20 protein-coding genes are annotated in these 23,191 nt (G+C 71.7%); 15 read left to right on the top strand and 5 right to left on the bottom strand.

Going from position 1 to position 23,191, the window contains the following annotated elements; genetic code table 11:
- Window positions 1-118 precede the first annotated feature (118 nt).
- Entirely contained in the window at window positions 119-634 is a 516-nt protein-coding gene (locus ACFV2J_RS13430) for a DinB family protein (RefSeq protein WP_385082052.1), read from the bottom strand.
- Window positions 635-789: 155 nt separating this feature from the next.
- On the opposite strand from ACFV2J_RS13430, the gene ACFV2J_RS13435 reads away from it, so the two are divergent.
- From ACFV2J_RS13435 to ACFV2J_RS13445, 3 genes are all read left to right on the top strand, one after another.
- On the top strand, window positions 790-2,541 hold the full coding sequence (locus tag ACFV2J_RS13435) for an ATP-binding cassette domain-containing protein (protein WP_385082051.1): 1,752 nt from the start codon (window positions 790-792) through the stop codon (window positions 2,539-2,541).
- A gap of 310 nt (window positions 2,542-2,851) precedes the next feature.
- Window positions 2,852-4,474: an alpha/beta fold hydrolase gene (locus ACFV2J_RS13440; RefSeq protein ID WP_385082050.1), complete on the top strand. Its 1,623-nt coding sequence runs from the start codon at window positions 2,852-2,854 to the stop codon at window positions 4,472-4,474.
- The gene (locus ACFV2J_RS13445) at window positions 4,465-5,070 is read left to right on the top strand and encodes an alpha/beta fold hydrolase (RefSeq protein ID WP_385082048.1); all 606 of its coding nucleotides are present in this window, start codon (window positions 4,465-4,467) and stop codon (window positions 5,068-5,070) included. Before ACFV2J_RS13440 ends, ACFV2J_RS13445 begins: the two co-directional genes overlap by 10 nt.
- On the opposite strand, the gene ACFV2J_RS13450 is transcribed toward ACFV2J_RS13445, so the two are convergent.
- Both ACFV2J_RS13450 and ACFV2J_RS13455 read right to left on the bottom strand, forming a co-directional pair.
- Entirely contained in the window at window positions 4,981-5,643 is a 663-nt protein-coding gene (locus tag ACFV2J_RS13450) for a response regulator (RefSeq protein WP_385082047.1), read from the bottom strand. The two genes, ACFV2J_RS13445 and ACFV2J_RS13450, sit on opposite strands and share 90 nt — an antisense overlap.
- Entirely contained in the window at window positions 5,640-6,815 is a 1,176-nt protein-coding gene (locus ACFV2J_RS13455; RefSeq protein ID WP_385082046.1) for a sensor histidine kinase, read from the bottom strand. Before ACFV2J_RS13455 ends, ACFV2J_RS13450 begins: the two co-directional genes overlap by 4 nt.
- 207 nt (window positions 6,816-7,022) lie before the next feature.
- On the opposite strand from ACFV2J_RS13455, the gene ACFV2J_RS13460 reads away from it, so the two are divergent.
- Both ACFV2J_RS13460 and ACFV2J_RS13465 read left to right on the top strand, forming a co-directional pair.
- Window positions 7,023-7,943 carry an ATP-binding cassette domain-containing protein gene (locus ACFV2J_RS13460; RefSeq protein WP_385082044.1) on the top strand — a complete coding sequence of 307 codons (921 nt, stop codon included), beginning with the start codon at window positions 7,023-7,025 and terminating at the stop codon, window positions 7,941-7,943.
- On the top strand, window positions 7,940-8,764 hold the full coding sequence (locus ACFV2J_RS13465) for an ABC transporter permease (protein ID WP_385082043.1): 825 nt from the start codon (window positions 7,940-7,942) through the stop codon (window positions 8,762-8,764). The genes ACFV2J_RS13460 and ACFV2J_RS13465 overlap by 4 nt, the downstream gene beginning before the upstream one ends.
- Window positions 8,765-8,793: 29 nt before the next feature.
- On the opposite strand, the gene ACFV2J_RS13470 is transcribed toward ACFV2J_RS13465, so the two are convergent.
- A complete protein-coding gene (locus ACFV2J_RS13470; RefSeq protein ID WP_385082042.1) occupies window positions 8,794-10,341 on the bottom strand; it encodes an aminotransferase class V-fold PLP-dependent enzyme in 1,548 nt (515 codons plus the stop codon).
- A 166-nt stretch (window positions 10,342-10,507) separates the two neighbouring features.
- Here ACFV2J_RS13470 and ACFV2J_RS13475 point away from each other — a divergent pair, with 166 nt between their 5' ends.
- Both ACFV2J_RS13475 and ACFV2J_RS13480 read left to right on the top strand, forming a co-directional pair.
- Window positions 10,508-10,723: a DUF4177 domain-containing protein gene (locus ACFV2J_RS13475; protein ID WP_046728804.1), complete on the top strand. Its 216-nt coding sequence runs from the start codon at window positions 10,508-10,510 to the stop codon at window positions 10,721-10,723.
- A 242-nt stretch (window positions 10,724-10,965) separates the two neighbouring features.
- Window positions 10,966-11,766, top strand: a complete 801-nt coding sequence (locus ACFV2J_RS13480) for a VOC family protein (protein WP_385082041.1) — start codon at window positions 10,966-10,968, stop codon at window positions 11,764-11,766.
- Between the two features lie 461 nt (window positions 11,767-12,227).
- Here ACFV2J_RS13480 and ACFV2J_RS13485 read toward each other — a convergent pair whose 3' ends face one another.
- Window positions 12,228-12,464, bottom strand: a complete 237-nt coding sequence (locus tag ACFV2J_RS13485; protein WP_228120348.1) for a DUF6296 family protein — start codon at window positions 12,462-12,464, stop codon at window positions 12,228-12,230.
- 176 nt (window positions 12,465-12,640) lie between these two features.
- Here ACFV2J_RS13485 and ACFV2J_RS13490 point away from each other — a divergent pair, with 176 nt between their 5' ends.
- The 8 genes from ACFV2J_RS13490 to ACFV2J_RS13525 all read left to right on the top strand — a co-directional run bounded on the left by ACFV2J_RS13490 (window position 12,641) and on the right by ACFV2J_RS13525 (window position 22,772).
- A complete protein-coding gene (locus tag ACFV2J_RS13490; protein WP_385082039.1) occupies window positions 12,641-15,349 on the top strand; it encodes a SpoIIE family protein phosphatase in 2,709 nt (902 codons plus the stop codon).
- A 194-nt stretch (window positions 15,350-15,543) separates the two neighbouring features.
- Entirely contained in the window at window positions 15,544-16,002 is a 459-nt protein-coding gene (locus tag ACFV2J_RS13495; RefSeq protein ID WP_385082038.1) for a cyclic nucleotide-binding domain-containing protein, read from the top strand.
- Window positions 16,003-16,178: 176 nt separating this feature from the next.
- Entirely contained in the window at window positions 16,179-16,949 is a 771-nt protein-coding gene (locus tag ACFV2J_RS13500) for an N-formylglutamate amidohydrolase (protein WP_385082080.1), read from the top strand.
- A 71-nt stretch (window positions 16,950-17,020) separates the two neighbouring features.
- A complete protein-coding gene (locus tag ACFV2J_RS13505; protein ID WP_385082036.1) occupies window positions 17,021-17,845 on the top strand; it encodes an amidohydrolase family protein in 825 nt (274 codons plus the stop codon).
- Window positions 17,846-17,895: 50 nt separating this feature from the next.
- Entirely contained in the window at window positions 17,896-19,185 is a 1,290-nt protein-coding gene (locus ACFV2J_RS13510) for a DUF4032 domain-containing protein (RefSeq protein WP_385082035.1), read from the top strand.
- 118 nt (window positions 19,186-19,303) lie between these two features.
- The gene (locus ACFV2J_RS13515; RefSeq protein WP_385082034.1) at window positions 19,304-20,980 is read left to right on the top strand and encodes an FAD-dependent oxidoreductase; all 1,677 of its coding nucleotides are present in this window, start codon (window positions 19,304-19,306) and stop codon (window positions 20,978-20,980) included.
- On the top strand, window positions 20,977-22,425 hold the full coding sequence (locus ACFV2J_RS13520) for an ATP-binding protein (protein WP_385082033.1): 1,449 nt from the start codon (window positions 20,977-20,979) through the stop codon (window positions 22,423-22,425). The genes ACFV2J_RS13515 and ACFV2J_RS13520 overlap by 4 nt, the downstream gene beginning before the upstream one ends.
- A complete protein-coding gene (locus ACFV2J_RS13525) occupies window positions 22,422-22,772 on the top strand; it encodes a UBP-type zinc finger domain-containing protein (RefSeq protein ID WP_385082031.1) in 351 nt (116 codons plus the stop codon). Before ACFV2J_RS13520 ends, ACFV2J_RS13525 begins: the two co-directional genes overlap by 4 nt.
- The last annotated feature ends 419 nt before the right edge of the window (window positions 22,773-23,191 follow it).

A 23,191-nucleotide genomic window follows, 5' to 3' on the forward strand; every position in this document is an offset into this window, starting at 1 on the left:
GCCGTGGAGGGTCCGCGGAGACGCGTTCCTCGTCATGTCACTTTCAGTGATACCCGTTGGCATGCCCGTGGGTGTGGGCGATCTCGCTCCGCTCCGCTCATGACCGACACGGCGGGTCTCAGACGCCGGTCCGCCCGTCGACGAGCTCACGCACGATGTCGAGGTGGCCGTTGTGGCGGGACGTCTCCTCGATGACGTGGAGGATCACCCAGCGGAGGTCGACATGGCGGCCGCCGCTGAGGGGTCGCTCGGCCGTTTCGTCCAGCTCGTGGTCGGACACGAGACGACGGTATCGGGCGCTCTGCTCGTCGTACTCGGCGAGAAGCCGGGGCAAAGGGATGTCGACCGCCGTCCGCATCTCGGGATCGGGATCGTCGTCGGTCGCCTCGGCGAGCGGCCCCGCGAGCTCCTCGCCCAGAAACACCACTTGGAACCAGTAGTACTCGACCCACCGCAGATGGCCGATCAGTCCGCACAACGTCATCAGCGGTGAACGCGGGAGCGGGGCCGTGCGAGCGTCTTCGGCGGAGACGTCCTCACACTTGGCCCGCGCGGTGGCACGGGCGTAGTCCAGGAAGGTGGTCAGCTGCGTGCGCTCGTCCCATGCGGGAGGCGTGTCGGTTCGTTGAGTCATCGCGGGGAGTTTCCCGCGGTTCGGGACGGGTGTCGACCGAATTGTTCGGGAGGACCGTCAAGTGCCCCGGCACCGGCTGCACTCAGGGAGGGGCCCGCAAGATCCGCCGGACGGAGTCCGACCCGGTACTCGGCCGTCCCTGGCATGCTGCACGCATGCCGACGCCCATGCAGCCACGCTCGCCCGCCGAAGCCCCCGCTTCCCCGTTCAACGGCACGCGCATACAGGCACGTTCGGTGAGTCAGCGGGTGCGCGGGGCGGGCCGTGTCCTGGACGACGTGTCCCTCGACATCGCCCCCGGCCGGCTCACCGTGATCGCCGGCAGCAGCGGGGCCGGCAAGACCGTCCTGTTGCAGACACTGGCCGGGCTGCGCGTCCCGACGGAGGGTACGGTCCTGCACGACGGTGCCCGACCCGGGCCGCCCGGGCCGGAGTTCGGGTTCGTGCCGCAGGAGGACATCATCCACCGCGAACTGCCGCTGCACCGGACGCTGGTGTACGCGGCGGGGCTGCGGATGCCCGCGGGTACGCCCGCCGAGTCGGTCACCGTGCGCGTGGACCAGGTCCTGGAGGCGCTCGGACTCTCCGCGCGGGCCTCGACACCCGTGCACGCACTCAGCGGCGGGGAACGCAAACGGGCCTGCGTCGCGGCCGAGTTGCTCACCCGTCCGCGGGTGCTGTTCCTCGACGAGCCCACCTCCGGGCTCGACCCGGTGACCGGGACCGCTCTGCTGCGGACCCTGAGCGCGCTGGCCGAGGAGGGCACCACCGTCGTACTCACCACGCACACCCTCGCCGATCTGCTCCGCGGTGACCAGGTCGTCTTCCTGTCGCCCGGGGGCGAGGTGGCATACGCCGGTGAACCGGGCGCGCTGTGCGGCGCGTTCGGGGTCGGCACGGTCGAAGAGGTCTACGAGGCGGTGGCGGGCGGGGTGCGCGTCGAGCGGGCCGCCGCGGAGCGCGTCACAGAGGGCGCCGGGGAAGGCGTCACGGAGACCGCGCCGCCGGACGCCGAGCGGGCCGGTGGCGCGCCGTCTCCCGTACGTCCGCGGCGTGTCGGCGTGGTGCGGCAGTGGTCGCTGCTCACCCGACGCGGTACCGCGCTGCTCCTGCACAACCGTCTGTCGGTCGCGGTCCTGGCCGGTTCGCCGGTGATGATCGTGGCGATGTTCGCGGTGCTGTTCCGCGCGGGCGCGTTCGATCCCGCGGCGCCGGATCCCGGGTCGACCGCGATGATCATGTTCTGGATCGCCTTCGGCGCGTTCTTCTTCGGGCTGACGTACGGACTGCTCCAGATCTGCGCCGAGTTGCCCGTGCTGCGCCGCGAGTGGCTGGCCGGCCTGCGGATCGGTCCGTACCTCGCGTCGAAACTCACCACGATGCTGCCGGTACTTGCGGTCGCGGACGCGCTGTTGCTGCTGGTGCTGCGGGCGCTGGACCGGCTGCCCGCGGCGGGGTGGACGACGTACGGGTCCCTGTTCGTGTCGAGCGTGCTGGCCTCCGCCGCCGCGCTGGCGCTGGGGCTGCTCGCCTCGGCCGCGGTGACGGAGCCGGCGCAGGCGACGCTGATGCTGCCGCTGCTCTGCTTCCCCCAGGTGCTGTTCTCTGGGGCGTTCGTCCCGGTGCCGCGGATGACGGGTACGGGGCAGGCCGTCAGCTGGGCGATGACCAACCGCTGGGCGTTCGAGGCGCTGGGCAGCGGGGTCGGCCTGGAGTCGCTGTGGCGCGCGGGCGCCTCGCCGCTGGGCCGGCCGCTGCTGGACTCGTACGGGGACTCGTTCGGTCATCCGGCGAGCCGGGGCTGGCTGCTCCTGGCGGGGTTCGCGCTGCTGTTCCTGGCGGTGGCGTGGGCGATCCTGGTACGCAAGTGCCGGGAGGGCGTGGTGCGCAGCCGGGCGGGGCGTTGACAGGGCGCCAGTCGTCAGGAGGCGCGCCGGGCGCCCGCACGTCTCGGCCCACGCGCCGTCGCCAATGGTCCCCAGAGGCGTATCGGCTCCAGGTGCCTCCGGCTTCGGAGTGGCTCGGCGAGATCGAGGGTGTCGACCTGACCCTGACCTTCGTCCGCGCCGGGCAAGCCGACGCGGCTCGCCTCACGCGCCGAGACCCCGTCGCCCTCGGCTTCCCAACCGTCCGGTCCCGAAGGGATGACGACCAGGGTCGGATGCGGGCAGTGGGACTCCCGAAAGACGGAGGCCACTGCGTGAGTGAATAGGGAGCATGCTCTTCGACTTCACGCACGACCACGACGGTGAACGGCTCAGGGGTGTGTACGGCGGTGATCCTTCGGGGGCGACCGCCGTGGTGTTGCACGGCGCAGGCGCCGGCAGCTCAGAGCGACTGCTCCCACTGCTGGAGGAGTTCGTGGCCCACGGCTGTCGAGGGGTCTCCCTCGACTTCTCCGGACATGGCGAAAGCACCGGAAAACTTGCCGAGTTGAGCCTGCGGCGACGGTTCGAGCAGGCTGTTGCCGTGATCGACGCGTACGCGGGGGCGAACGGACCGCTCGTCCTGGTGGGTTTCAGCATGAGCGGGCAGACGGTGGCTGATCTCGTCCGGCACTACGGGAATCGAGTGGCGGCGCTGGGGTTGTGCGCGCCCGCCGTGTACACCGCCAAGGCGTGGGACATGCCCTTCGAGGACGGGAACGGCCGGTTCAGCGGGATCATCCGGCAGCCGGACAGCTGGCGAGAGGCCCCCGCGCTTGAGGTGCTGCGGGCGTACGAGGGCCGGGCAGTGCTCGCCGTGCCGGGCACCGACGCGGTGATCCCGCCTGCGGTGACCGAGGCCGTACAGGACGCGCTGACCGCGCGCGCCCAGTACACGCGGTTCGACCTTCCTCACGCACAGCACCAGCTGGGAATGTGGTTTCGCGATCACGGCGACGACCGGCGGGAGTTCGTGGAGGCGGTGCTGACCGGCCTCGACGACCGTGGCTGGGCGGGTACACGCGCGTGGGTGGCCGAGCGACTCGGCCACGGCCGCTCGGTCGCCGACTTCTGCCTCCTGTCGGGCGGTTGGAGCTCCCAGATGCGCCGCCTCACGCTCGACGACGGCACGGACCTGGTGCAACGAACCCTTGTGAAGCCGTTCTTCCGCGACGCAGGGCCCGGGCTGCTGGCCCGCGAGGCGTCCGTCCTGACGCTGCTCGCCGGACAGGAAGACATCCCGGCGCCCAGGTTCGTCGCTGTGGACGCTTCGGCGGAACACTGCGAGCACCCGACCCTGTTGATGTCCGCCCTGCCAGGCCATGTCCGCGTTGACGAGGACGACCTCGACCGGCGCCTGGATCTGCTCGCAGCCCAACTCGTCCGCGTCCACGGCGTCGTACCGGCCGAAAGACCACGCACTTACCAGGCGTGGACGTCCCCGGAGCGTGTCCGCACCCCGGACGGCCCGCTGTGGGAACGCGCCGTGGACGTGATCCGGCGCGATCCGCCACCGTACGAAGGCTGCTTTCTGCATCGCGACTTCCACCCCGGGAACGTGCTCTTCACCGGAGCCGGGCCAGGGCTGCGGATCACCGGCGTCGTCGACTGGGTCGAGACCTCGTGGGGACCTGCCGATCTGGACGTGGCGCACTGCTCGACCGCGCTCGCACTGCTGCACGGGCCGGCGCACGGGTTGGACTTCCGCGAGCGGTACAAGGCACATGGCGGCCGTGACCTCGCCGACGACCCCGACCACCTGTACTGGCGGCTTCTCGACGCCCTGCACTACTGCCCCGACGCAGCGAAGCTGGCCGGGCCGTGGCGTGACCTGGGGCGAAACGATCTGACACCTGAGGTGCTGGGAGAACGGCTGGAGGCGTACGTGGACGGACTGCTGCAACGATGCGGCTGACCGGCCCTGGAACGCTCGTCCGACACCAACCCGAGGAGGCTTGCACCTTGGCTGCCGTGGTGCTCGGTCATGGCCTGTATCACCGTCCCGAGCACTTCGCCCTGGTGGCAGAACGCCTGTGGACCGCAGGAACCGAGGTCGTCGTTCCCGAGCTCCACCGGGGCTCGTCGCCCGCTGGCACAGCCGCGGTGCGGGCTGTCATCGACTCGCCACCGGAGCCTCCGACTGTGCTCGGCCACTCCTTCGGAGGATCAGTGATCACTGGGCCGCGCAGGGCAGGACACCTGGTCCTCCGGCGGCCTTCGTGTCGGATGTCGGCGAGAACGCGGCTGGTCCGGATGGCGCGACCTCGCAGCTCCAGGACGCGATCGCCCCTGTGCCCGACGGCTCGACCAGCTCCCCCGTGTGCCCGTACGTCGTCCTCAGCGACTGTTCCTCCGGCCGCTCGCACCCGAGACGTGGACGGCAGAGCAGCTCCGGCTTCGCCACGGGAGCCGGGGACACCATCAGCGAGGCAGGGTGACGAGCCCCGTCTCGTAGGCGGTGATGACGAGTTGGACCCGGTCCCGGGCGCCCAGTTTGGTGAGCAGGCGTGACACGTGCGACTTGGCGGTGGCCACCGTGATGAAGAGGTCCTCGGCGATCTCGGTGTTCGACCGGCCGCGTCCGACCAGGGTCAGCACCTCCCGTTCCCGCTCGGTGATGCCCTCGACCGGCCGTGGGGAGCGCTCCGGGGCCGGCGCGGGACGCCCTCTGAAGTCCGCGATCAGACGGCGCGTCACACCCGGCGCGATCAGCGCGTCGCCGGCGGCGACCACGCGGATCGCCGCGAGGATGTCGTCCAGCGCCATGTCCTTGACCACGAAACCGCTCGCGCCGGCCCGGAGCGCGCCGTAGACGTGGTCGTCCTCGTCGAAGGTGGTCAGGACGAGGACCCGGGTGGTTGCCGGACCGGCCGTGATCAGGCGGGTCGCCTCGATCCCGTCCATGCCGGGCATCCGGATGTCCATGACCACGACGTCGGGGCTGGTGTCGCTCACCAGTTGGACGGCCTCGGCGCCGGTGGCGGCCTCACCGACGACCTCCAGGTCGGGGTGATCGGCCATGAGGACGCGCAGGCCGGACCGGACCAACGGCTGGTCGTCGGCGAGCACCACCCGGACGGTCATCGGGCCTCCGTCGGAACTCCGGCGGGCGCGGGCAGCGGCAGCCGGGCCGCCACCCGGAAGCCCCCCTCGGGGCGCGGGCCGGCGCTGAGCCGGCCGCCCAGCAGACCGACCCGCTCCCGCATCCCGACGATGCCGAAGCCCTGGGCCGAGCCGTTCCCGGCGGCGCCGCGCCCGTCGTCGACGATCTCCACGGTCAGCTCCTCGTCCCCGTAGCCGATGGCCACCCGGCAACGCCCGGTGCCCGCGTGCCGGACCACGTTGGTCAGCGCCTCCTGCACGACGCGGTAGGCGGACAGGTCGATGTCGGCCGGCACGGGACGCCGCTCCCCGCTGCGGCGCAGGTCGACGCGTACCCCCGCGCCCGCGGTCGCCTCCGCCAGCCGTTCGACGTCCGACAGCCCCGGCGAGGGTGCGAGCGGCGACTGCTCCGGGCCGGTCGCGCTCCGGTCCGCCTGACGGAGCGACACCAGCGTGCGCCGGAGGCCCGACAGGGTCTCCCTGCTGGTGGCCTCGATGGCACGGAGGGCCTCGCGCGCCTCCGCCGGCTGGGTCCGGATGACCCGGCTGCCCACACCGGCCTGAATGGCGATGATGCCGATGCTGTGCGCGACCATGTCGTGCAACTCCCGTGCGATCCGCAGCCGTTCGGCGGTCACGGCCTCGGCCACCTCTTGGGAACGCAGCGCGACCGCGTGCTCGCGGCGCTCACGGCTCAGCAGACCGGCCATGCAGGAAGCGGCCAACGCCAGGAGGGCTATCAGCTCGTTGACGGCCAGGCCGTCCCCGTGCGTGAAGAAGCCGATCACCAGGAACTGCACGGTGAAAGAAACGGCGACCGCGACGATCGAAGCGCGCCGTACGCAGGTGGCGACGGTGAGACCCAGCACGAGGTCCACCGCCAGATACGACAGGAACTGGCCCTGGTACGACGCCGCCAGGCTCTCATGGCCCGAACTCGGAGGCCCGACCACGACGGCGGTGGAGCCGAGGAGGGCCAAGGCCAGAGCCGACAGCGGCATCCGTCGCACCACACCGGCGAGCAGGCTGACGGCCAGCAGCGCCCCGACACCATGGACCGTGCCCGACGCCCGCGGCGCGCCCCCCACCAGCAGACCCACCACGAGGAGGTACGAGACACCACCCGCCCAAGCCACGGCCTTGGTTCTCGTCATCGGCGGCATTCCGTCCCGGGAACAACACCGTGATGCGCGACGCGCGCCGGCAACGAAGTGGTCGTCATCGGGTTCACGCCGTGAGACTAACCGGCCACCGCATGCGCGGCATCAGCCCGGGGACGTACGCCCACGGGCGAACCCGGCCACACGATTGCCGCCCACGGCCCATGTCCGGACACAGCTCCTGTCGGCAGGGTGGGTGCCGTGATCGAAGTCAGCGAACTCACCAAGCGCTACGGCAGCAGGACGGCCGTGGACCATCTGTCCTTCACCGTGCGGCCGGGCCGGGTCACCGGGTTCCTCGGCCCCAACGGCGCCGGCAAGTCCACCACCCTGCGGATGATCCTCGGCCTGGACGCGCCCACCACCGGCGCCGCCACCGTCAGCGGCGTCCCCTTCCGCCGCCACCCGCGCGGACTGCGGCACGTCGGCGCCCTCCTCGACGCCGGACAGATCCACGGCGGACGCAGCGCCGCGGCCCATCTGTCGGCTCTCGCCCGCAGCAACGGCATCCCGCGACACCGGGTGGACGAGGTGCTTCGAGAGGTGGGACTGACCGAGCCGGCGAACCGCCGCGTCGGCGGGTTCTCCCTCGGCATGAAGCAGCGCCTCGGCATCGCCGCCGCCCTGCTCGGCGACCCGCCCGTGCTCGTGTTCGACGAGCCGATCAACGGCATGGACCCGGAGGGCGTGCTCTGGGTACGCGGGCTCTTTCGGCGCCTGGCCGCCGAGGGGCGCACGGTCTTCCTCTCCAGCCACCTGATGTCGGAGATGGAGAACACCGCCGACCACCTGGTCGTTATCGGCCGGGGCCGCCTCATCGCCGCCGAGCCGCTTCGGGACTTCGCGGCCCGTGGCACCCGTAGCAGTGTGGTGGTGGGGACACCCCAGGCCGCCGAACTGGCGGCGCTGCTGACGGCGGCGGGCGCCTCGGTCGAGCCGGAGGGCTCGCCGGGCGCCGAGAAGCTCGCCGTGACCGGACTCCCGGCGGACCGGATCGGGGCGCTCGCCTTCGAGAACCGCATCCGGCTGGACGAGCTGACCACGCGTACCGCCTCGCTGGAGGCGGCCTTCATGGAACTCACCGCCGTCAGCGTCGAATACCCGGCAGGAGAGCCCCGATGACCCCACTCGCCTCCGTCTCCCCGGCCACCGATGCCGCCGGGCCGCCCGCCCGCTTCCGCGACCTGCTCGCCTCCGAGTGGATCAAGACGCGGTCCCTGCGTTCCACCCCGTGGACGATCGCCCTCACCGTCCTGTTCGTCGTCGGCTCGGCCGCCGTAGCCTCGCTGACGGACGAGGCCGCGCCCTCCGGCCCCGCTGATTTCCTGCCCTACGACGCCTATCCGCCCGCGGGTTACTGGACGCTGATCCTCGTCGCCGGGAGCATGGGCGCCCTCACCGTGGTGAGCGAGTACAACAGCGGGCTGATCCGCGCCACCACGGTGGCCGTCCCCGCCCGCGGCGCCGTGGTGCTGGCCAAGGCGCTCGTCACCGCCGCGCTGTGGACCGCGGTCGGCACGGCCGCCGCCACCGGTTCCTTCCTCGTCTCCCAGGCCGTCCTGGACCGGCGCCACGCCGGCGCTTCGATCACCCACCCCGGAGTGCTCCGGGCGCTGGTGGCATCCGCGTCGCTGGCTCCGGTCTGCGCCCTGGTCGGTCTGGGCCTCGGCGTCCTGCTCCGGCACGCCGCCGGGACCATGGTCACCAGCGTCTTCACCCTGCTGATGCTGCCCACCATGTTCTCGGAGAGCGACCGCCGGTCGGCAGAGGTCAAACACGCGCTGGTGGCGGCCGCCTGGAATCGCCTGGTCCAGACCTGGGAGCCGGATCCCCGATCCCTGGGCCACACCGCCACGGTCTCCGGCTCCTGGACCGTGTACGCGCTCTGGCCGCTGATCACGATCGCACTCGCCGTTCTCGTCGTGCGGCGCCGCGACGTGTGAGTGTGCCTCCAGCGGCGAGACCCGGTTTCTCAGCACCCCACCCGGGCCGCCAGTCCCGCCGCCCCCGGCGTCCGGTCGCGGTAGGTGCGGGTCACGAAGGTCAGGAACGTCTCGATGTCCCTGGGCTGCGACGAGACGCCCAGGGAGACGCGTACGGCGCCCGCCGAGGGCAGTCGCAGCAGCTCCAGGTACTCCTCCAGTGAACCGACCCGGCGGCGCGCCGCCGAGCGCAGCAGCCGCAGCGGGAGGGAGAACGCCGCTTCGCCGGCGCCCGGGTTGCAGAAGCACCCGGTGCGCAGCGAGATGCCGCGGGCGGCGCTGTCCCGGGTGACGATCCGTTCGTCGACGATGCGGCCGTCGGCCCCGAGCAGGTTCAGCGCGACCGTGCCGCCCCGGGCCGCCCCGGCGTGTTCGGGACCGTAGATCCTGACCATCGGGGAGCCGTCGCTGTGGCGTGACGCGCGCAGTCCGTCGAGCAGTCGGCCGGTCAGGTCGGCGACGTGGGCGTGCACCCGGTCCATGCCGAGGCGGTCGATCCACCGCAGGCCCGCGGTGATGTCCGGGAGGGACAGGAAGTTCACCGTGCCGTCCTCGAAGGCGGCTTCGTCGTCGGCGAGGACGTGCCACTGGGCCTGGGCGCTGACCGCGAAGATGGTCCCGCCGGAGAACCAGGGGCGGCGCAGCCTGGCGAGGGCCGCCCGGCGGGCTATGAGACTGCCGACACCGGTGGGGTGGCCGAAGACCTTGTACCAGCTGACCACGGTGAAGTCCGGGTGGAACCGGCTGAGGTCGAGGGGGCTCGCCGGTACGAACGCGGCGGCGTCGAGCAGGACGTCGTAGCCGTGCTCCTGGGCCCGTGCGATCCATTCGAGCGGATGCCGGACCCCGGTGAAGTTGCTCTGCGCCGGGTAGGCGAGCAGTCCGCGCGAGCCCGGCGCGCCCCGTCCGCGTGCCGGACCGGGCAGGCGGCGCCGTACGGAGAGCGCTTGGCGCAGCCGCTCCTCGTCGATCCGCAGACCGGGCCCGCTCACCGGTACGTAGGCCGTCGCGGCACCGCCCGCCCGCGCGTACTCACGCAGCCCGTTCACCGAGTTGTGGTTGTCGAGCGACATGACGAGCCTGCTGCCGCGCCGGAACGGGTACGCCTCGCCGACCAGGCGCAGGGCGCCCGTCGCGTTCGGCGTGAAGATCACGGCGTACTCGGCGGGATCGGCGTTGAAGTGTGCGAGGACGGCACTGCGGGCCTCGGCCAGCAGCAGCCCCGAGGCGCGGGAGGCCGGGCTCTCGGAGTGCGGGTTGCCGAACACCCCGCCGGTGATGCGCTCCGCGCTCGCGGTGACCAGCGACCTCGGTGGGAGCCCCGCCCCCGTGTGGTCGAGATAGGTGTGGCCCCCCTCGTCGAGGTAGCCGAACTCGCGTGTGCGCAGCTCCGCGAAGCCGCCGTCCTCCGCCCCCTCGGCTCCGTCCCCCGCTTTCCCGTCTTTCTCGGCTTTCTCGGCTTTCTCGGCGCTGCCCCCGGCTTTCCCGTCTTTCTCCGCGCTGTCGCCCGCGCGTCCGTCGCTCCGTGTCCGGTCCATGGGTCCCCTCCCCGCGGCCGGTCTTCTCCCGAGCCCCGGGACCGGCCCTTCATGAAGCTTCAACAAAGGTATCGCCATAGGTGTGTTCCCCCCTGTGCCGCGGCGGCGAAGGGTGATTGGGTGGGGCCCGGCCACACCCTTCGATCCGCAGGAGAACCTCGCCACCATGAGTAGCGCGTACACGTACGAATACAAGGTCGTCACCTTCCGCGAGTCGCTCATCGGCGACGCGCTGGACAGCGACAAGCTGGAGAAGGTGCTGAACAAGCACGCCGAGGACGGCTGGGCGCTGAAGGCGATCACGTCCGCGGACGTCAAGGGCCGCATAGGTCCGGGCGCCGTCGAGGGACTTCTCCTGACCTTCGAGCGGCCCCGCGGATAAGTCCGTTTACGTCTTTTTATGCCCGCTTGTGACCTCGTTGGAGTGCGCGGGACGCCGTGCCGGGGGATGCTGTTACTGATGGGACAGCGGATCCGCGAGTGAACTGAAGCCGCCGGAGGCCTTCCGGGCCGGAGGGCCCCTGTCGGCTGTGCGGATACCGGAGGCGAGCTGCAGGCCGCGGACATCCCCACGGGCACCCGTGCCCGACCGCAGCCGGCCAGCGATGTCAGGACGGTGCGGCGATGATGAGCGACAGGACACTCGACCGTGGGGTCGTCTCCAGCCACACGGTGTTCGGCGCGCCGTGCTGGGTCAGTCTGACCACACACAACCTCCGTGCCACGGAGGATTTCTACCACGCCGTTCTGGGCTGGGAGTGGCACTCGGGCACGCTGGGTGACCAGTACCGGTTCGCACGGGTCAAAGGGGTGCCGGTCGCCGGTGTCTCGGGGATGTCCGGGATCGGGCCGAAGATGGCCACCTGGACCGCCTACTTCGCGGTGGCCTCGGCGGACGAGACCGTGTCACGCAGCCAGGAGCGCGGCGGGACGACCGCGGTGGGACCCATCTCCTTCCCGCCGGGGCGGGCGGCCCTGCTGGCCGACCGGGACGGCGCGGTCTTCGGCATCTGGGAGGGCCAGCTCGTGGCCGGCTGGGAGGCCTGGCGCCGGGCGGCACCGGTCTTCGTACGGCTGCACACCCGCGACGCCTTCGACTCCGCCATCTTCTACGCCGAGGTCCTCCAGTGGGCCACCTCGGACCCCGCTTCCTGCCAGGTCGACTACGAGGACAACGAGGTCGTGCTGCGCAGCCAGGGGGACGTCGTGGCCCGTATCCACTCGGGCGCGGTCGGCGCGGCACCCGACCCCACGATCAGGCCCCACTGGCGGGTCCACTTCACCGTCGACGACGTCGAGGCCTGCGCCCGCGCCGCGCGCGCCCACGGGGGCACGGCCCACCAGCAGGGCGCCGGCTCCACGGAGGCGATCCTCAGCGACCCCGACGGGGCGCATTTCAGCGTGAGCTGCCAGGAATCCGAGTAGACCGCCCCGAGCGGACCGCTCCGCGCGGACCCGGGGCCACCTCGACCGCACGACAGCGTGCCTGCGGCCCACGACAGGACGTACGACAGCGCGCCTGCGTGCTCACGGCAGGACGTACGACAGCACGCCTGCGTGCTCACCACAGGACGTACGACAGCGTGCCCACGCGCTTCGCCAGGTACCTACCGTCAGCCCCTTGAGCGGAGCCTCCCGCCCCGGAAGGACCCGCTCCCGGCCGAGGAAGCGGGCATTCACGGCCGGGCAGCAGGCCACACACGGCAGGAAGCAGGCCGTTCACACCCGGCACGCACGCAGGGGGACACTCCCTCGCAGGCGGCGCCCCGGCCGCCCCCTGGGCCCCGCAGACCACGCGCCCCGCACCCATGAGCGGGGCGGGGCGGGGCAAGACGGTCCAGGTGCGCGACGAAACGGGGCGGGGCGGCGCGCCCCGGGAGCACCGCTCAGGGAAGCGGTTCGGCGGTGGGTGACACCGGCGACTGATAGCCGCCGCTGGCCAGCATCCGCACCTCTCCCGCCGAACTGATCTCGGCACGGAGTATGCCGGTGGGATCGGAGTACACCGGGTTGCCGCCCGGCCCGAGGGTGGCGGTCCGTTCGACGACCACCTCGTCCGTGATGACGCCGACACCTGATTCCTGGTGGGTGAAGCTCAACCGGTAGCGGTCCGGGGTGTGCATCGTGACCTCCCGCGCCCGAGATACAAATGCGGGCAAATGACTTCCCTCCATGATGCGGCCAGATGCTCCCGCCAGCACACGCGCCGAGGGGCGCGGCCGTACGGCCCGCATCAGGGCCCCCAGACACCCTGCGACGCCCCTCGCCTCAGGGCCCCGGGCAGTGTAGACATAGGCACATGGTCCGACTATTGGGTCGATCCCGGACTCGGTCGACCCCTCGCCCCGAAGGGCCGCGCGAGCGGACCGGGCGCGCGGCGATCCTGAGGTCGGCGCTGAGCGGACGCAGCGTCGCGGGCCAGGTGTTCCTCCTGCAAGTGGTGATCGTGCTGGTGCTGGTCGTCTCCGCGGTGGTGGCGCTGGTGCTGCAGGTGCGGCACGACAGCACCCAGGAGGCCCGCAACCGTTCGCTGGCGGTCGCCGAGACCTTCGCCAACTCGCCCGGCACCCGCGACGCGCTGAACGGTCCCGACCCCACGGCGGCGCTCCAGAACCGGGCCGAGGCCGCCCGCAAGGCGTCCGGTGTGGACTTCATCGTCGTGATGAACACCGACGGGATCCGCTACACGCACCCCAAGCCGGACCGGATCGGCAAGAAGTTCGTCGGGAACATCGCCCCCGCCCAGCAGGGCCGCACCAGCGTCGAGGAGGTCAACGGCACCATCGGACAGCTGGTGCAGGCGGTGGTTCCCGTCAAGGAACCCGACGGCAAGGTCGTAGGGCTGGTGTCGGCCGGCATCACCACGGCGAACGTGGGCGGTGTCGCCAACCGGCAGCTGCCCCTCGTCCTGGCCGCCGCGGCCGCGGCCCTCGCCCTCGCCACGGCGGGGACGGCCCTCGTCAGCAGACGGCTGCTGCGCCAGACCCGTGGCCTCGGCCCGTACGAGATGACCCGCATGTACGAACACCACGACGCGGTGCTGCACGCCGTGCGGGAGGGCGTGATCATCGCCGGCGGGGAAGGCCGGCTGCTGCTCGCCAACGACGAGGCGCAGCGGCTGCTGGACCTGCCCCCGGACGCCGAGGGACGGCATGTCCTGGAACTCGGCCTCGACCCGGACACCGCCGCCCTGCTGGCGTCGGGACGCGTCGTCACGGACGAGGTGCACCTGGTCGGGGACCGGCTGCTGGCCATCAACCAACGGCCCACGGACCTCCAGGGCGGCCCGCCCGGCAGTGTCGCGACGCTGCGCGACTCGACCGAGCTGCGCGCGCTGTCCGGCCGCGCCGAGGTGGCACGGGAGCGGCTGAAGCTGCTGTACGACATCGGGGTGGGCATCGGTACGAGCCTGGACGTGACCCGCACCGCCGAGGCGCTGGCCGAGGTGGCCGTGCCGCGGTTCGCGGACTTCGTCACGGTGGACCTCGCCGACTCGGTGCTGAACGGCGACGATCCGGAGGCGGGCACCGACGTGCGCCGTACGGCGTACAGCGGTATCCGCGACAACGCTCCCCTGTACCCGGTGGGCGAGCACATCCGGTTCGTCGCCACCTCGCCCCAGGCCCACAGCCTCCGTACCGGTGAGGCCGTCGTCGAGCCCGAGCTGGACGAGGCACCCGGCTGGCTCGCCCAGGACCTGCGGCGCACCAGCCAGGTCGTGGAGTACGGCATCCACTCGCTGATCACCGTTCCACTGCGGGTGGGCCCGCTGGCGATGGGCGTGGTCAACTTCTGGCGCTCCGAGAAGCCGGAGCCGTTCGACGAGGAGGAGCTCGCCCTCGCCGAGGAACTCGTCGCGCGGGCCGCCGTCTCCATCGACAACGCGCGCCGCTACACACGCGAGCACAACATGGCCGTGACACTCCAGCGCAGCCTGCTGCCGCGCAGCCTGCCCGAGCAGAGCGCCCTGGACATCGCCTACCGCTATCTCCCGGCGCAGGCCGGGGTGGGCGGCGACTGGTTCGACGTGCTGCCGCTGTCCAGCGCCCGTGTCGCCGTGGTCGTGGGTGACGTCGTCGGCCACGGGCTGCACGCCGCGGCCACGATGGGCCGGCTGCGTACCGCGGTGCACAACTTCTCCTCCCTGGACCTGCCCCCCGACGAGATCCTCGGTCTCCTGGACGAGCTGGTCGCCCGCATCGACCTGGACGAGGCGACGGAGGAGAGCAGCGCCGCGATCACGGGCGCCACCTGCCTGTACGCCATCTACGACCCGGCCTCCCGGCTCTGCACCGTCGCCCGCGCCGGGCATCCGCCGCCCGCGCTGGTCCGGCCCGACGGCAGCGTCGAGTTCCCCGACGTGCCGGCCGGTCCCCCGCTGGGTCTGGGCGGCCTGCCGTTCGACACGGCCGAGCTCAAGCTGGAGGAGGGCAGCCGTCTCGTGCTGTACACGGACGGGCTGGTCGAGGACCGGGACCGGGACATCGACGTCGGTCTGGAGCTGCTGCGCACCGCCCTGGCCGGGACCGGCCGCCACTCCCCGGAGGACACCTGCCGGGCGGTGCTCGACGCCCTGCTGCCCGCCCGGCCCAGCGACGACATCGCCCTGATCATCGCCGACACGCGGGTGCTCGACGCCGACCACATCACCGAATGGGAGGTCCCCTCCGATCCGGTGGCCGTCGGCGAGGTGCGCGCCGCGGTCACCCGTCAGCTCGCGGAGTGGGACCTCGACGAGCTGGCCTTCAGCAGCGAGCTGATCCTCAGCGAGCTGGTCACCAACGCGCTCCGCTACGGCAGCGGTCCCATCCGGGTCCGTGTGCTGCGCGACCACAGCCTGATCTGCGAGGTCTTCGACGGCAGCAGCACCTCGCCCCGGCTGCGGTACGCGGCCGGCACGGACGAGGGCGGACGCGGCCTGTTCCTGGTGGCCCAGCTCGCGGAGCGCTGGGGGACGCGCTATACGCCCGCCGGCAAGGTCATCTGGGCCGAGCTGCCCCTGCCCTGAGCTCGCGGGAAGCGGCCGGACGGCCCGCCGAGCGGTGCGTGGCCCCGGCCTCACGGGGTCGCCCGTCGGCCACCGGAGTCCCCCGACGAGACGAATCGGGCGGATCCGGCTCCAATGGAGGGTGACGGTATACCACCGGCACAACAGCGCCGCCGAGCCCACGTGGTCCCGCGGCGGTGCGATGGAGGTCCGCGATGCCCACTGCTCTGCGGCTGCTGCCCGCCCTCTCCGCCGAACACCGCGAACGGCTGATGACCGTGGCCCAGGAGGTCTCCTTCCCCGCGGACGGGAAGATCTTCGAGGCGGGGGGAACCGCGGACCGGTTCTGGGTGATCCGCTCGGGAACCGTGTCCCTCCACCAACAGGTCGTCGGGGAACGGCGCATCTCCGTCGCCACCCTGGGACCGGGCGATCTGCTCGGCTGGTCCTGGCTGTTCCCGCCGCACCACTGGGACTTCGGCGCCGAGGCGTTCAGTCCGGTGCGCGCCTACGAGTTCGACGCCGGGGAGGTGCTCGGGCTCTGCGCGAAGGATCCCGCGCTGGAGCTGTCGCTGACCCGGACGATCGCGGCGATCCTCGCCCATCGGCTCGAAACGACACGGGCGGCGCTCATCGAGCACTACGCGCGCCATGGAGGCGGCGGCCTGCGATGACACGAGGTCCCCCGGGCCGCGGCCGGAAGCGGTAGGAATCGGGGGTGACCGAGAATTACGCCTCCACGGACCCCGCCGCCGCCGATCCCACCTCCAGGGACCCCGCCTCCGCCGACCTCGCCTCCAGGGCCCCCTCCCCCGCGAGTCACACCTCCGCCGGCCCCGCCTCCTTCGAGCTGCTGCCCGGCGCCGGCACCTCCCCCGTCGTCCTGCACGTCCCGCACTCGTCGCGGCGCATACCGGGGCCCGTGCGCGCCGGCATCACGCTCGACGACCCGGCGCTGGACCGCGAGCTGGACCACATCACGGACGCGCACACCGCCGAGCTCGCCGAGCGTGCGTCGCGGGCGGCCGGTGTCACCCCGTGGCGGTTCGTCAACCGTCTGTCCCGTCTGGTGGTCGACCCCGAACGGTTTCCCGACGAGCGGGAGGAGATGCGCTCCGTCGGAATGGGCGCGGTCTACACCCGCACCACGCACGGCGCCCCGCTGCGCCCGGCCGACGCCGACCCGGAGCCGCTGGTCGAGCGCTACTTCCACCCGTACGCGCAGGCCATGACCGCCGCCGTGGCCGACCGGCTGGCCGCCACCGGGCGGGCCGTGGTGATCGACGTCCACTCGTATCCGACGGCCCGGCTGCCGTACGAACTGCACGGCACGGGACCGCGTCCACCGGTCTGCCTGGGCACCGACGCCTTCCACACCCCCGCCGGGCTGGTGGAGCACGCCCGCAAGGCGTTCGAGGGCGTCGGGACCGTGGGGATCGACAGCCCCTTCTCCGGCGCCTACGTGCCGTTGCGCTTCCACGGCGCCGATCCACGGGTGACGTCCCTGATGGTGGAGATCCGGCGGGACACGTACATGAGCGAGCCGGGCGGCCCGGCCGGCCCGGGGCTCGCGCGTCTCGCCGCCGCGCTCGGCGCGCTGGTCGACGCGGTGTCGGGGTAGCCGCGCGGCGGCCCACCCCCTAGGGTCGGGTAAGCAATCGCTTAGCGCGAACTCCGGGAGGGCACGGGATCATGCCGGTCGTCGACGCGTGGATGCAGCACCCCACAGTCCGCCACGCCAACCACGAGATGTTCGCGTCGCTCCGCCGCTGGACGGGCATGGAACTCCTGGAGGAGCCCCTTCCGGTCGAGGTCACCGTGGCGGCGCTGGCCGCGGCCGACGTCGAGATCGGGCTGTCCTCGGCCTGGTACGGGCCCCAGGGGCCGCTGGTGAGCAACGACGAGGTCGCCGACTTCGTCGCCAGGTCCGACGGACGGCTGCGCGGCGTCGCGGGGGTGGACCTGGCGAAGCCCGTCACGGCCGTACGTGAACTGCGCCGGGCCGTCGAGGAGATGGGCTTCGTGGCCCTGCGCATCGTGCCGTGGCTGTGGCAGCTGCCGCCCACCGACCGGCTCTACTACCCGCTGTACGCGGCCTGTGTCGAACTCGGCGTCCCGTTCTGCACCCAGGTCGGGCACACCGGCCCGCTGCGCCCCTCGGAGACCGGCCGGCCCATCCCGTACATCGACCAGGTCGCGCTGGACTTCCCCGAACTCACCGTCGTCTGCGGGCACATCGGCTACCCCTGGACCACCGAGATGATCGCGGTCGCGGACAAGCACGCCAACGTGTACATCGACACCAGCGCCTACACCACCCGCCGCTACCCGCCCGAACTGGTCGCCTATCTGCGCGGACGGGGGCGGCGGAAGGTCCTCTTCGGCAGCAACTACCCGATGATCACGCCGAGTCGGGCGCTGGAGCACCTCGCCGAACTGGGCCTCGACGAGGAGACCACCGAGCTGTTCCTGTCGGGCAACGCCCGGCGCGTCTTCCGCCTCGGCGATCATTCGTAGATGCTGGGAGCACGTACACGTTCGACTCCGAGGTAGAGGGCGGCCCACCGATGGCCCTGCAGATCAGCGCCACCAACCCGGAGCACCCCGCGCTCCTGCTCGAACTGCCCTGGCACCTGCCGCTGGAGGAATGGCCCGAGCACCACCTGGTCCCGCTGCCGCGCGGCATCTCGCGGCACGTGGTGCGCTACGCGCGCGCCGGGAGCGAGGTGGTGGCGGTCAAGGAACTCGCGGAACGGCCCGCCCTGCGCGAGTACGAGATGCTGCGCGGCCTGGACCGGCTCTCCATCCCGGCGGTGGACCCGCTCGCCGTGGTCACCGGGCGCACGGACGCCGACGGCGCGCCGCTGGAGTCCGTCCTGATCACCCGGCATCTGGGCGGCTCGATGCCCTACCGGTCGATGTTCGAGACGACCATGCGGCCCGCGACCATGCACCGGCTGATGGACGCGTTGGCGGTGCTCCTGGTGCGGCTGCATCTGGCCGGGTTCGCGTGGGGCGACTGCTCGCTGTCCAACACCCTTTTCCGCCGCGACGCCGGTGCCTACGCGGCGTATCTGGTGGACGCCGAGACCGGCGAGCTGCACCCCCGGCTGAGCGACGGGCAGCGGGAGTACGACCTCGATCTCGCCCGGGTGAACATCAGCGGCGAGCTGCTGGACCTGGAGGCGGCCGGGGCACTGCACCCCTCCGTCGACCCGATCGACTTCGGCCGGGAGATCTGCGCGCGCTACCAGAGCCTGTGGGAGGAGCTGACCCGTACCTCCGTGTACCCCGCGGGCAAGCACCACTACATCGACCGCCGCATCCGGCGCCTGAACGACCTCGGTTTCGACGTCGCCGAGATGCAGATCGCGCACTCCTCGAACGGGGACACGGTCACCTTCGTCCCCAAGGTCGTCGACGCGGGCCACCACCAGCGCCAGTTGCTGCGGCTGACCGGGCTCGACGCGGAGGAGAACCAGGCGCGCCGGCTGCTGAACGACCTGGAGAGCTGGATGGCCACCCAGGACGACTACGCCCCCGGCGACCCGTCCGCGAGATCGTCGGCCCGCCCGGGCGGCGGGTATCCCCAGGCCGCGCGCCCCGAGGTCCTCGCCCACCGGTGGGTGCGCGACGTCTTCCGGCCCACCGTCCGCGCCGTGCCGCCGGAACTGCGCGGCTCCATGGACCCCGCGGAGATCTATCACGAGCTGCTCGAACACCGTTGGTACCTGTCCGAGCACGCCCAGCACGACATCGGCCTGGACACGGCGGTCGAGGACTACGTCACCACCATCCTCCCCAAGGTCCGGGAGTCCCTGCTGCCACCGTCGGAGGGCCCGGCCGACCCCGCGTGAGGCGGTTGCAGAGCGAACGCGACCGTTCATACATACGATTGAGCGAGGACCGGTCGTTCCGCGTCGTACGGCGTGCGCGCGGCCGGGACGACATCGACCTGCTCGGGGTGGGAGACGTATGGCACAGGCCGCCGGTACAGCGCGGACCGTCATTCTGACCGTGGATGACGATCCCGGGGTGTCGCGCGCCGTGGCACGGGACCTCAGGCGCCGCTACGGCGAGTCGCACCGGATCGTGCGGGCGGAGTCCGGGGACACGGCCCTGGAGGCGCTCCGGGAGCTGAAGCTGCGCGGCGACCAGGTGGCGGTGATCCTGGCCGACTACCGGATGCCGCAGATGAACGGCATCGAGTTCCTTGAGCAGGCGCTCGACGTGTATCCCGGCGCCCGCCGGGTGCTGCTGACCGCCTACGCGGACACGAACGCGGCGATCGACGCGATCAACGTGATCGATCTGGACCACTACCTCCTCAAGCCGTGGGACCCGCCGGAGGAGAAGCTCTACCCGGTGCTGGACGACCTCCTGGACGCCTGGCGGGCCAGCGACTTCCGGCCCGTGCCGACCTGCAAGGTGGTCGGGCACCGGTGGTCGGCGCGCTCCTCGGACGTACGGGAGTTCCTGGCCCGCAACCAGGTGCCGTACCGCTGGTACTCGTCGGACACGCCGGAGGGGCAGCGTCTGCTGTCCGCGGCCGGCCAGGACGGGGACCGGCTGCCCCTGGTGATCACGCCGGACGGCACTCCGCTCGTCGAACCGGAGGACCCGGACCTCGCGGCGCAGGTCGGGCTGGCCACGACGCCGACGGAGGAGTTCTACGACCTGGTCGTCATCGGCGGCGGTCCGGCCGGCCTGGGAGCCGCCGTGTACGGCGCGTCCGAGGGACTGCGGACCGTCCTCGTGGAACGGTCGGCGACCGGCGGGCAGGCCGGACAGAGCTCGCGCATCGAGAACTACCTCGGCTTCCCCGACGGGGTGTCCGGCTCCCAGCTCACCGGGCGGGCGCGCCGGCAGGCCGCGAAGTTCGGCGCCGAGATCCTGACCGCGCGTGAGGTCACGGGCCTCGAGGTCACCGGCGCCTCGCGCATCATCCGGTTCTCCGACGGCTCCGCGATCGCCTCGCACGCGGTGATCCTGGCGACCGGCGTCTCGTACCGGCAGCTGGAGGCGCCGGGGCTGGCGGACCTGACCGGCTGCGGCGTCTTCTACGGCTCGGCGCTGACCGAGGCGGCCTCCTGCCAGGGCCACGACGTGTACATCGTGGGCGGTGCGAACTCCGCCGGACAGGCCGCCATGTACCTGTCGCGTGGCGCCAAGTCGGTCACCCTGCTCGTCCGGGGCCCCTCGCTGACCGCGTCGATGTCGCACTATCTGGTCCAGCAGATCGAGGAGGCCCCCAACATCTCGGTGCGTACCCGCACGGTCGTCGAGGCCGCGCACGGCACGGACCACCTGGAGCAGCTCACCCTGCGGGACGTGACGAGCGGGCACACCGAACTCGTCGACGCCCAATGGATGTTCGTGTTCATCGGCGCGGCCCCGCTGACCGACTGGCTGGAGGGTACGGTGCAGAGGGACACACGCGGATTCATCATGGCGGGGCCCGACATGACCGTCGACGGGCAGCCGCCCAAGGGCTGGGAGCTGGACCGGCCGCCGTACCACCTGGAGACCAATGTGCCCGGCGTGTTCGTGGCCGGGGACGCGCGTGCCGAGTCCGCGAAGCGGGTCGCTTCCGCGGTCGGAGAGGGAGCCATGGCCGTCATGCTCGTCCACCGTTATCTGGAGCAGTCGTGAGCGGGCGGTCGTTGCCGTGCGACAAGAACGAGCTCGGCACGCTGTTCCTGTTCGAGAAGCTGGACCAGGACCAGTTGGAGCGGCTGTGCCGCGAAGGCCGGGTGGAGCAGTTCGACGCCGGCCCGGTCTACACCGAGGGTGCCGAGGCCACCTGCTTCTACGTGCTGCTCGAAGGGACCGTCGTGATGTCGCGCCGGGTCGGCGCCGACGACGTGGAGATCAGCCGCAGTTCCCAGCGCGGGGTGTACGCGGGGGCCATGCAGGCCTATCTGAACGGACCGGACCAGGCGTTCTACAAGGGGTCGATGAGGGTCACCGAGCCCTCCCTCTTCTTCGTCCTGCCCGCCGCGACCTTCGCGGCGGTCCTGCGGGACTGGTTCCCGATGGCCGTCCATCTGCTGGAAGGGCTGTTCTTCGGCAGCCAGAACACCCAGCGGACCATCGGCCAGCGCGAGCGGCTGCTCGCGCTGGGCTCGCTGTCGGCCGGACTGACGCACGAGCTCAACAACCCGGCCGCGGCGGCCGTACGGGCCACTTCCACGCTGCGCGACCGAGTGGCCCACATGCGGCACAAGCTCGGCGCCATCGCCGCGGGCCCGTACGCCCGCGACACCCTGGAGACGCTCATCGAGATCCAGGAGCGCACCGCCGAACGGGTCGCCAAGGCCACGCCGTTGAGCCCCCTGGAGGCCTCCGACCGGGAGGACGCGCTCGGCGACTGGCTCGAGGACCACGACATCGCCGGCGGCTGGCAGCTCGCGCCGGCGTTCGTACAGGCCGGGCTGGACACGGAGTGGCTGGACCAGGTCGCGGCGACCGTGGACGAGGAGACCCTCGAAGGTGCCGTGCGGTGGCTGAACTACACCGTGGAGACCGAGCTCCTGATGAACGAGATCGAGGACTCCACCACCCGCATCTCGCACCTGGTGGACGCGGCCAAGCAGTACTCGCAGATCGACCGCGCGCCGTACCAGGTCGTCGATGTGCACGAACTCCTGGACAGCACCCTGCTGATGCTCGCCGGAAAGTTGGGTCCCGGCATCAAGGTGACCAAGGAGTACGACCGCACGGCGCCGAGGATCCCCGCCTATCCGGGCGAGTTGAACCAGGTGTGGACGAACCTCATCGACAACGCCGCCTCTGCGATGGAGGGCGAGGGCACGCTGACGGTGCGCACCGCCCACGATCACGACCAGTTGCTCGTCGAGTTCCGGGACACCGGCCCCGGGGTGCCGGCCGAGATCCGCGACCGTATCTTCGACCCGTTCTTCACCACCAAACCGGTGGGTGAGGGCACGGGGCTCGGACTGGACATCTCCTGGCGGATCGTCGCCAACAAGCACCACGGGAGCCTGTCGGTGCAGTCCGTACCCGGTGACACCCGTTTCCAGGTCCGTCTGCCGCTGACCGCGGCGGACACCGAAACGCCCGAGGAGGCGTCATGACCCTGCCCGACGGAATCGACCCGACCGTCCCGCCGAGCGGTGCGGGGTGCGGTGACTGCGACGCCGTCGACGGCTGGTGGTTCCATCTGCGGCGGTGCGCCCAGTGCGGTCACATCGGCTGCTGCGACGACTCACCCTCCAAGCACGCCACCGCCCACGCGCAGAGCACCGGGCATCCCATCATCCGCAGCTACGAGCCCGGCGAGACGTGGTTCTGGAACTTCGACACGAACGAGATGTACGAGAAGGGCCCCGATCTCGCCGCCCCGGAATACCACCCCCTGGACCAGCCCACACCGGGCCCCGCGGGGCGCGTGCCGGCGAACTGGGCGGAAACGCTGCGCTGAAGGGGTAGGTCCCGCCGGTCGACACGGACACGCCGCGCTGACGGGGCCGTGTCGACCGGCGGGACGGCTTAAAACGTGACGACTCCTGGCGTGACGACTCCGGGCGTGACGGAGCCTCAGCCCATCGCGGTGCGGGCGTCCTGGTGCCGCGGGACGAAAGGCCGGCAGAGGGCGCGTACGCCGGCGTCGCGCCCGTGGGCGGCGAGGGGGCGTTCGGCCTGCCGCTGCTGGACAGTTACGGCAGCACCGAGACCGGCGGCCAGCCGTTCAACGTGCCTGCGCCGCGAGAACGGCCCTCAATCGCGATGCCCGACTCTGCCTGTGCCGGGCCCGGCTCCGCACCGGTCGCCGGTGGGTTGCCGATCGGCATCGGGCGCGACCAAGTCGGGGGCCGGCACCCCTCCTTAATTGCCATGCAA

This window comes from Streptomyces sp. NPDC059668 (assembly GCF_042734135.1).
Classification (GTDB): Bacteria; Actinomycetota; Actinomycetes; order Streptomycetales; family Streptomycetaceae; genus Streptomyces.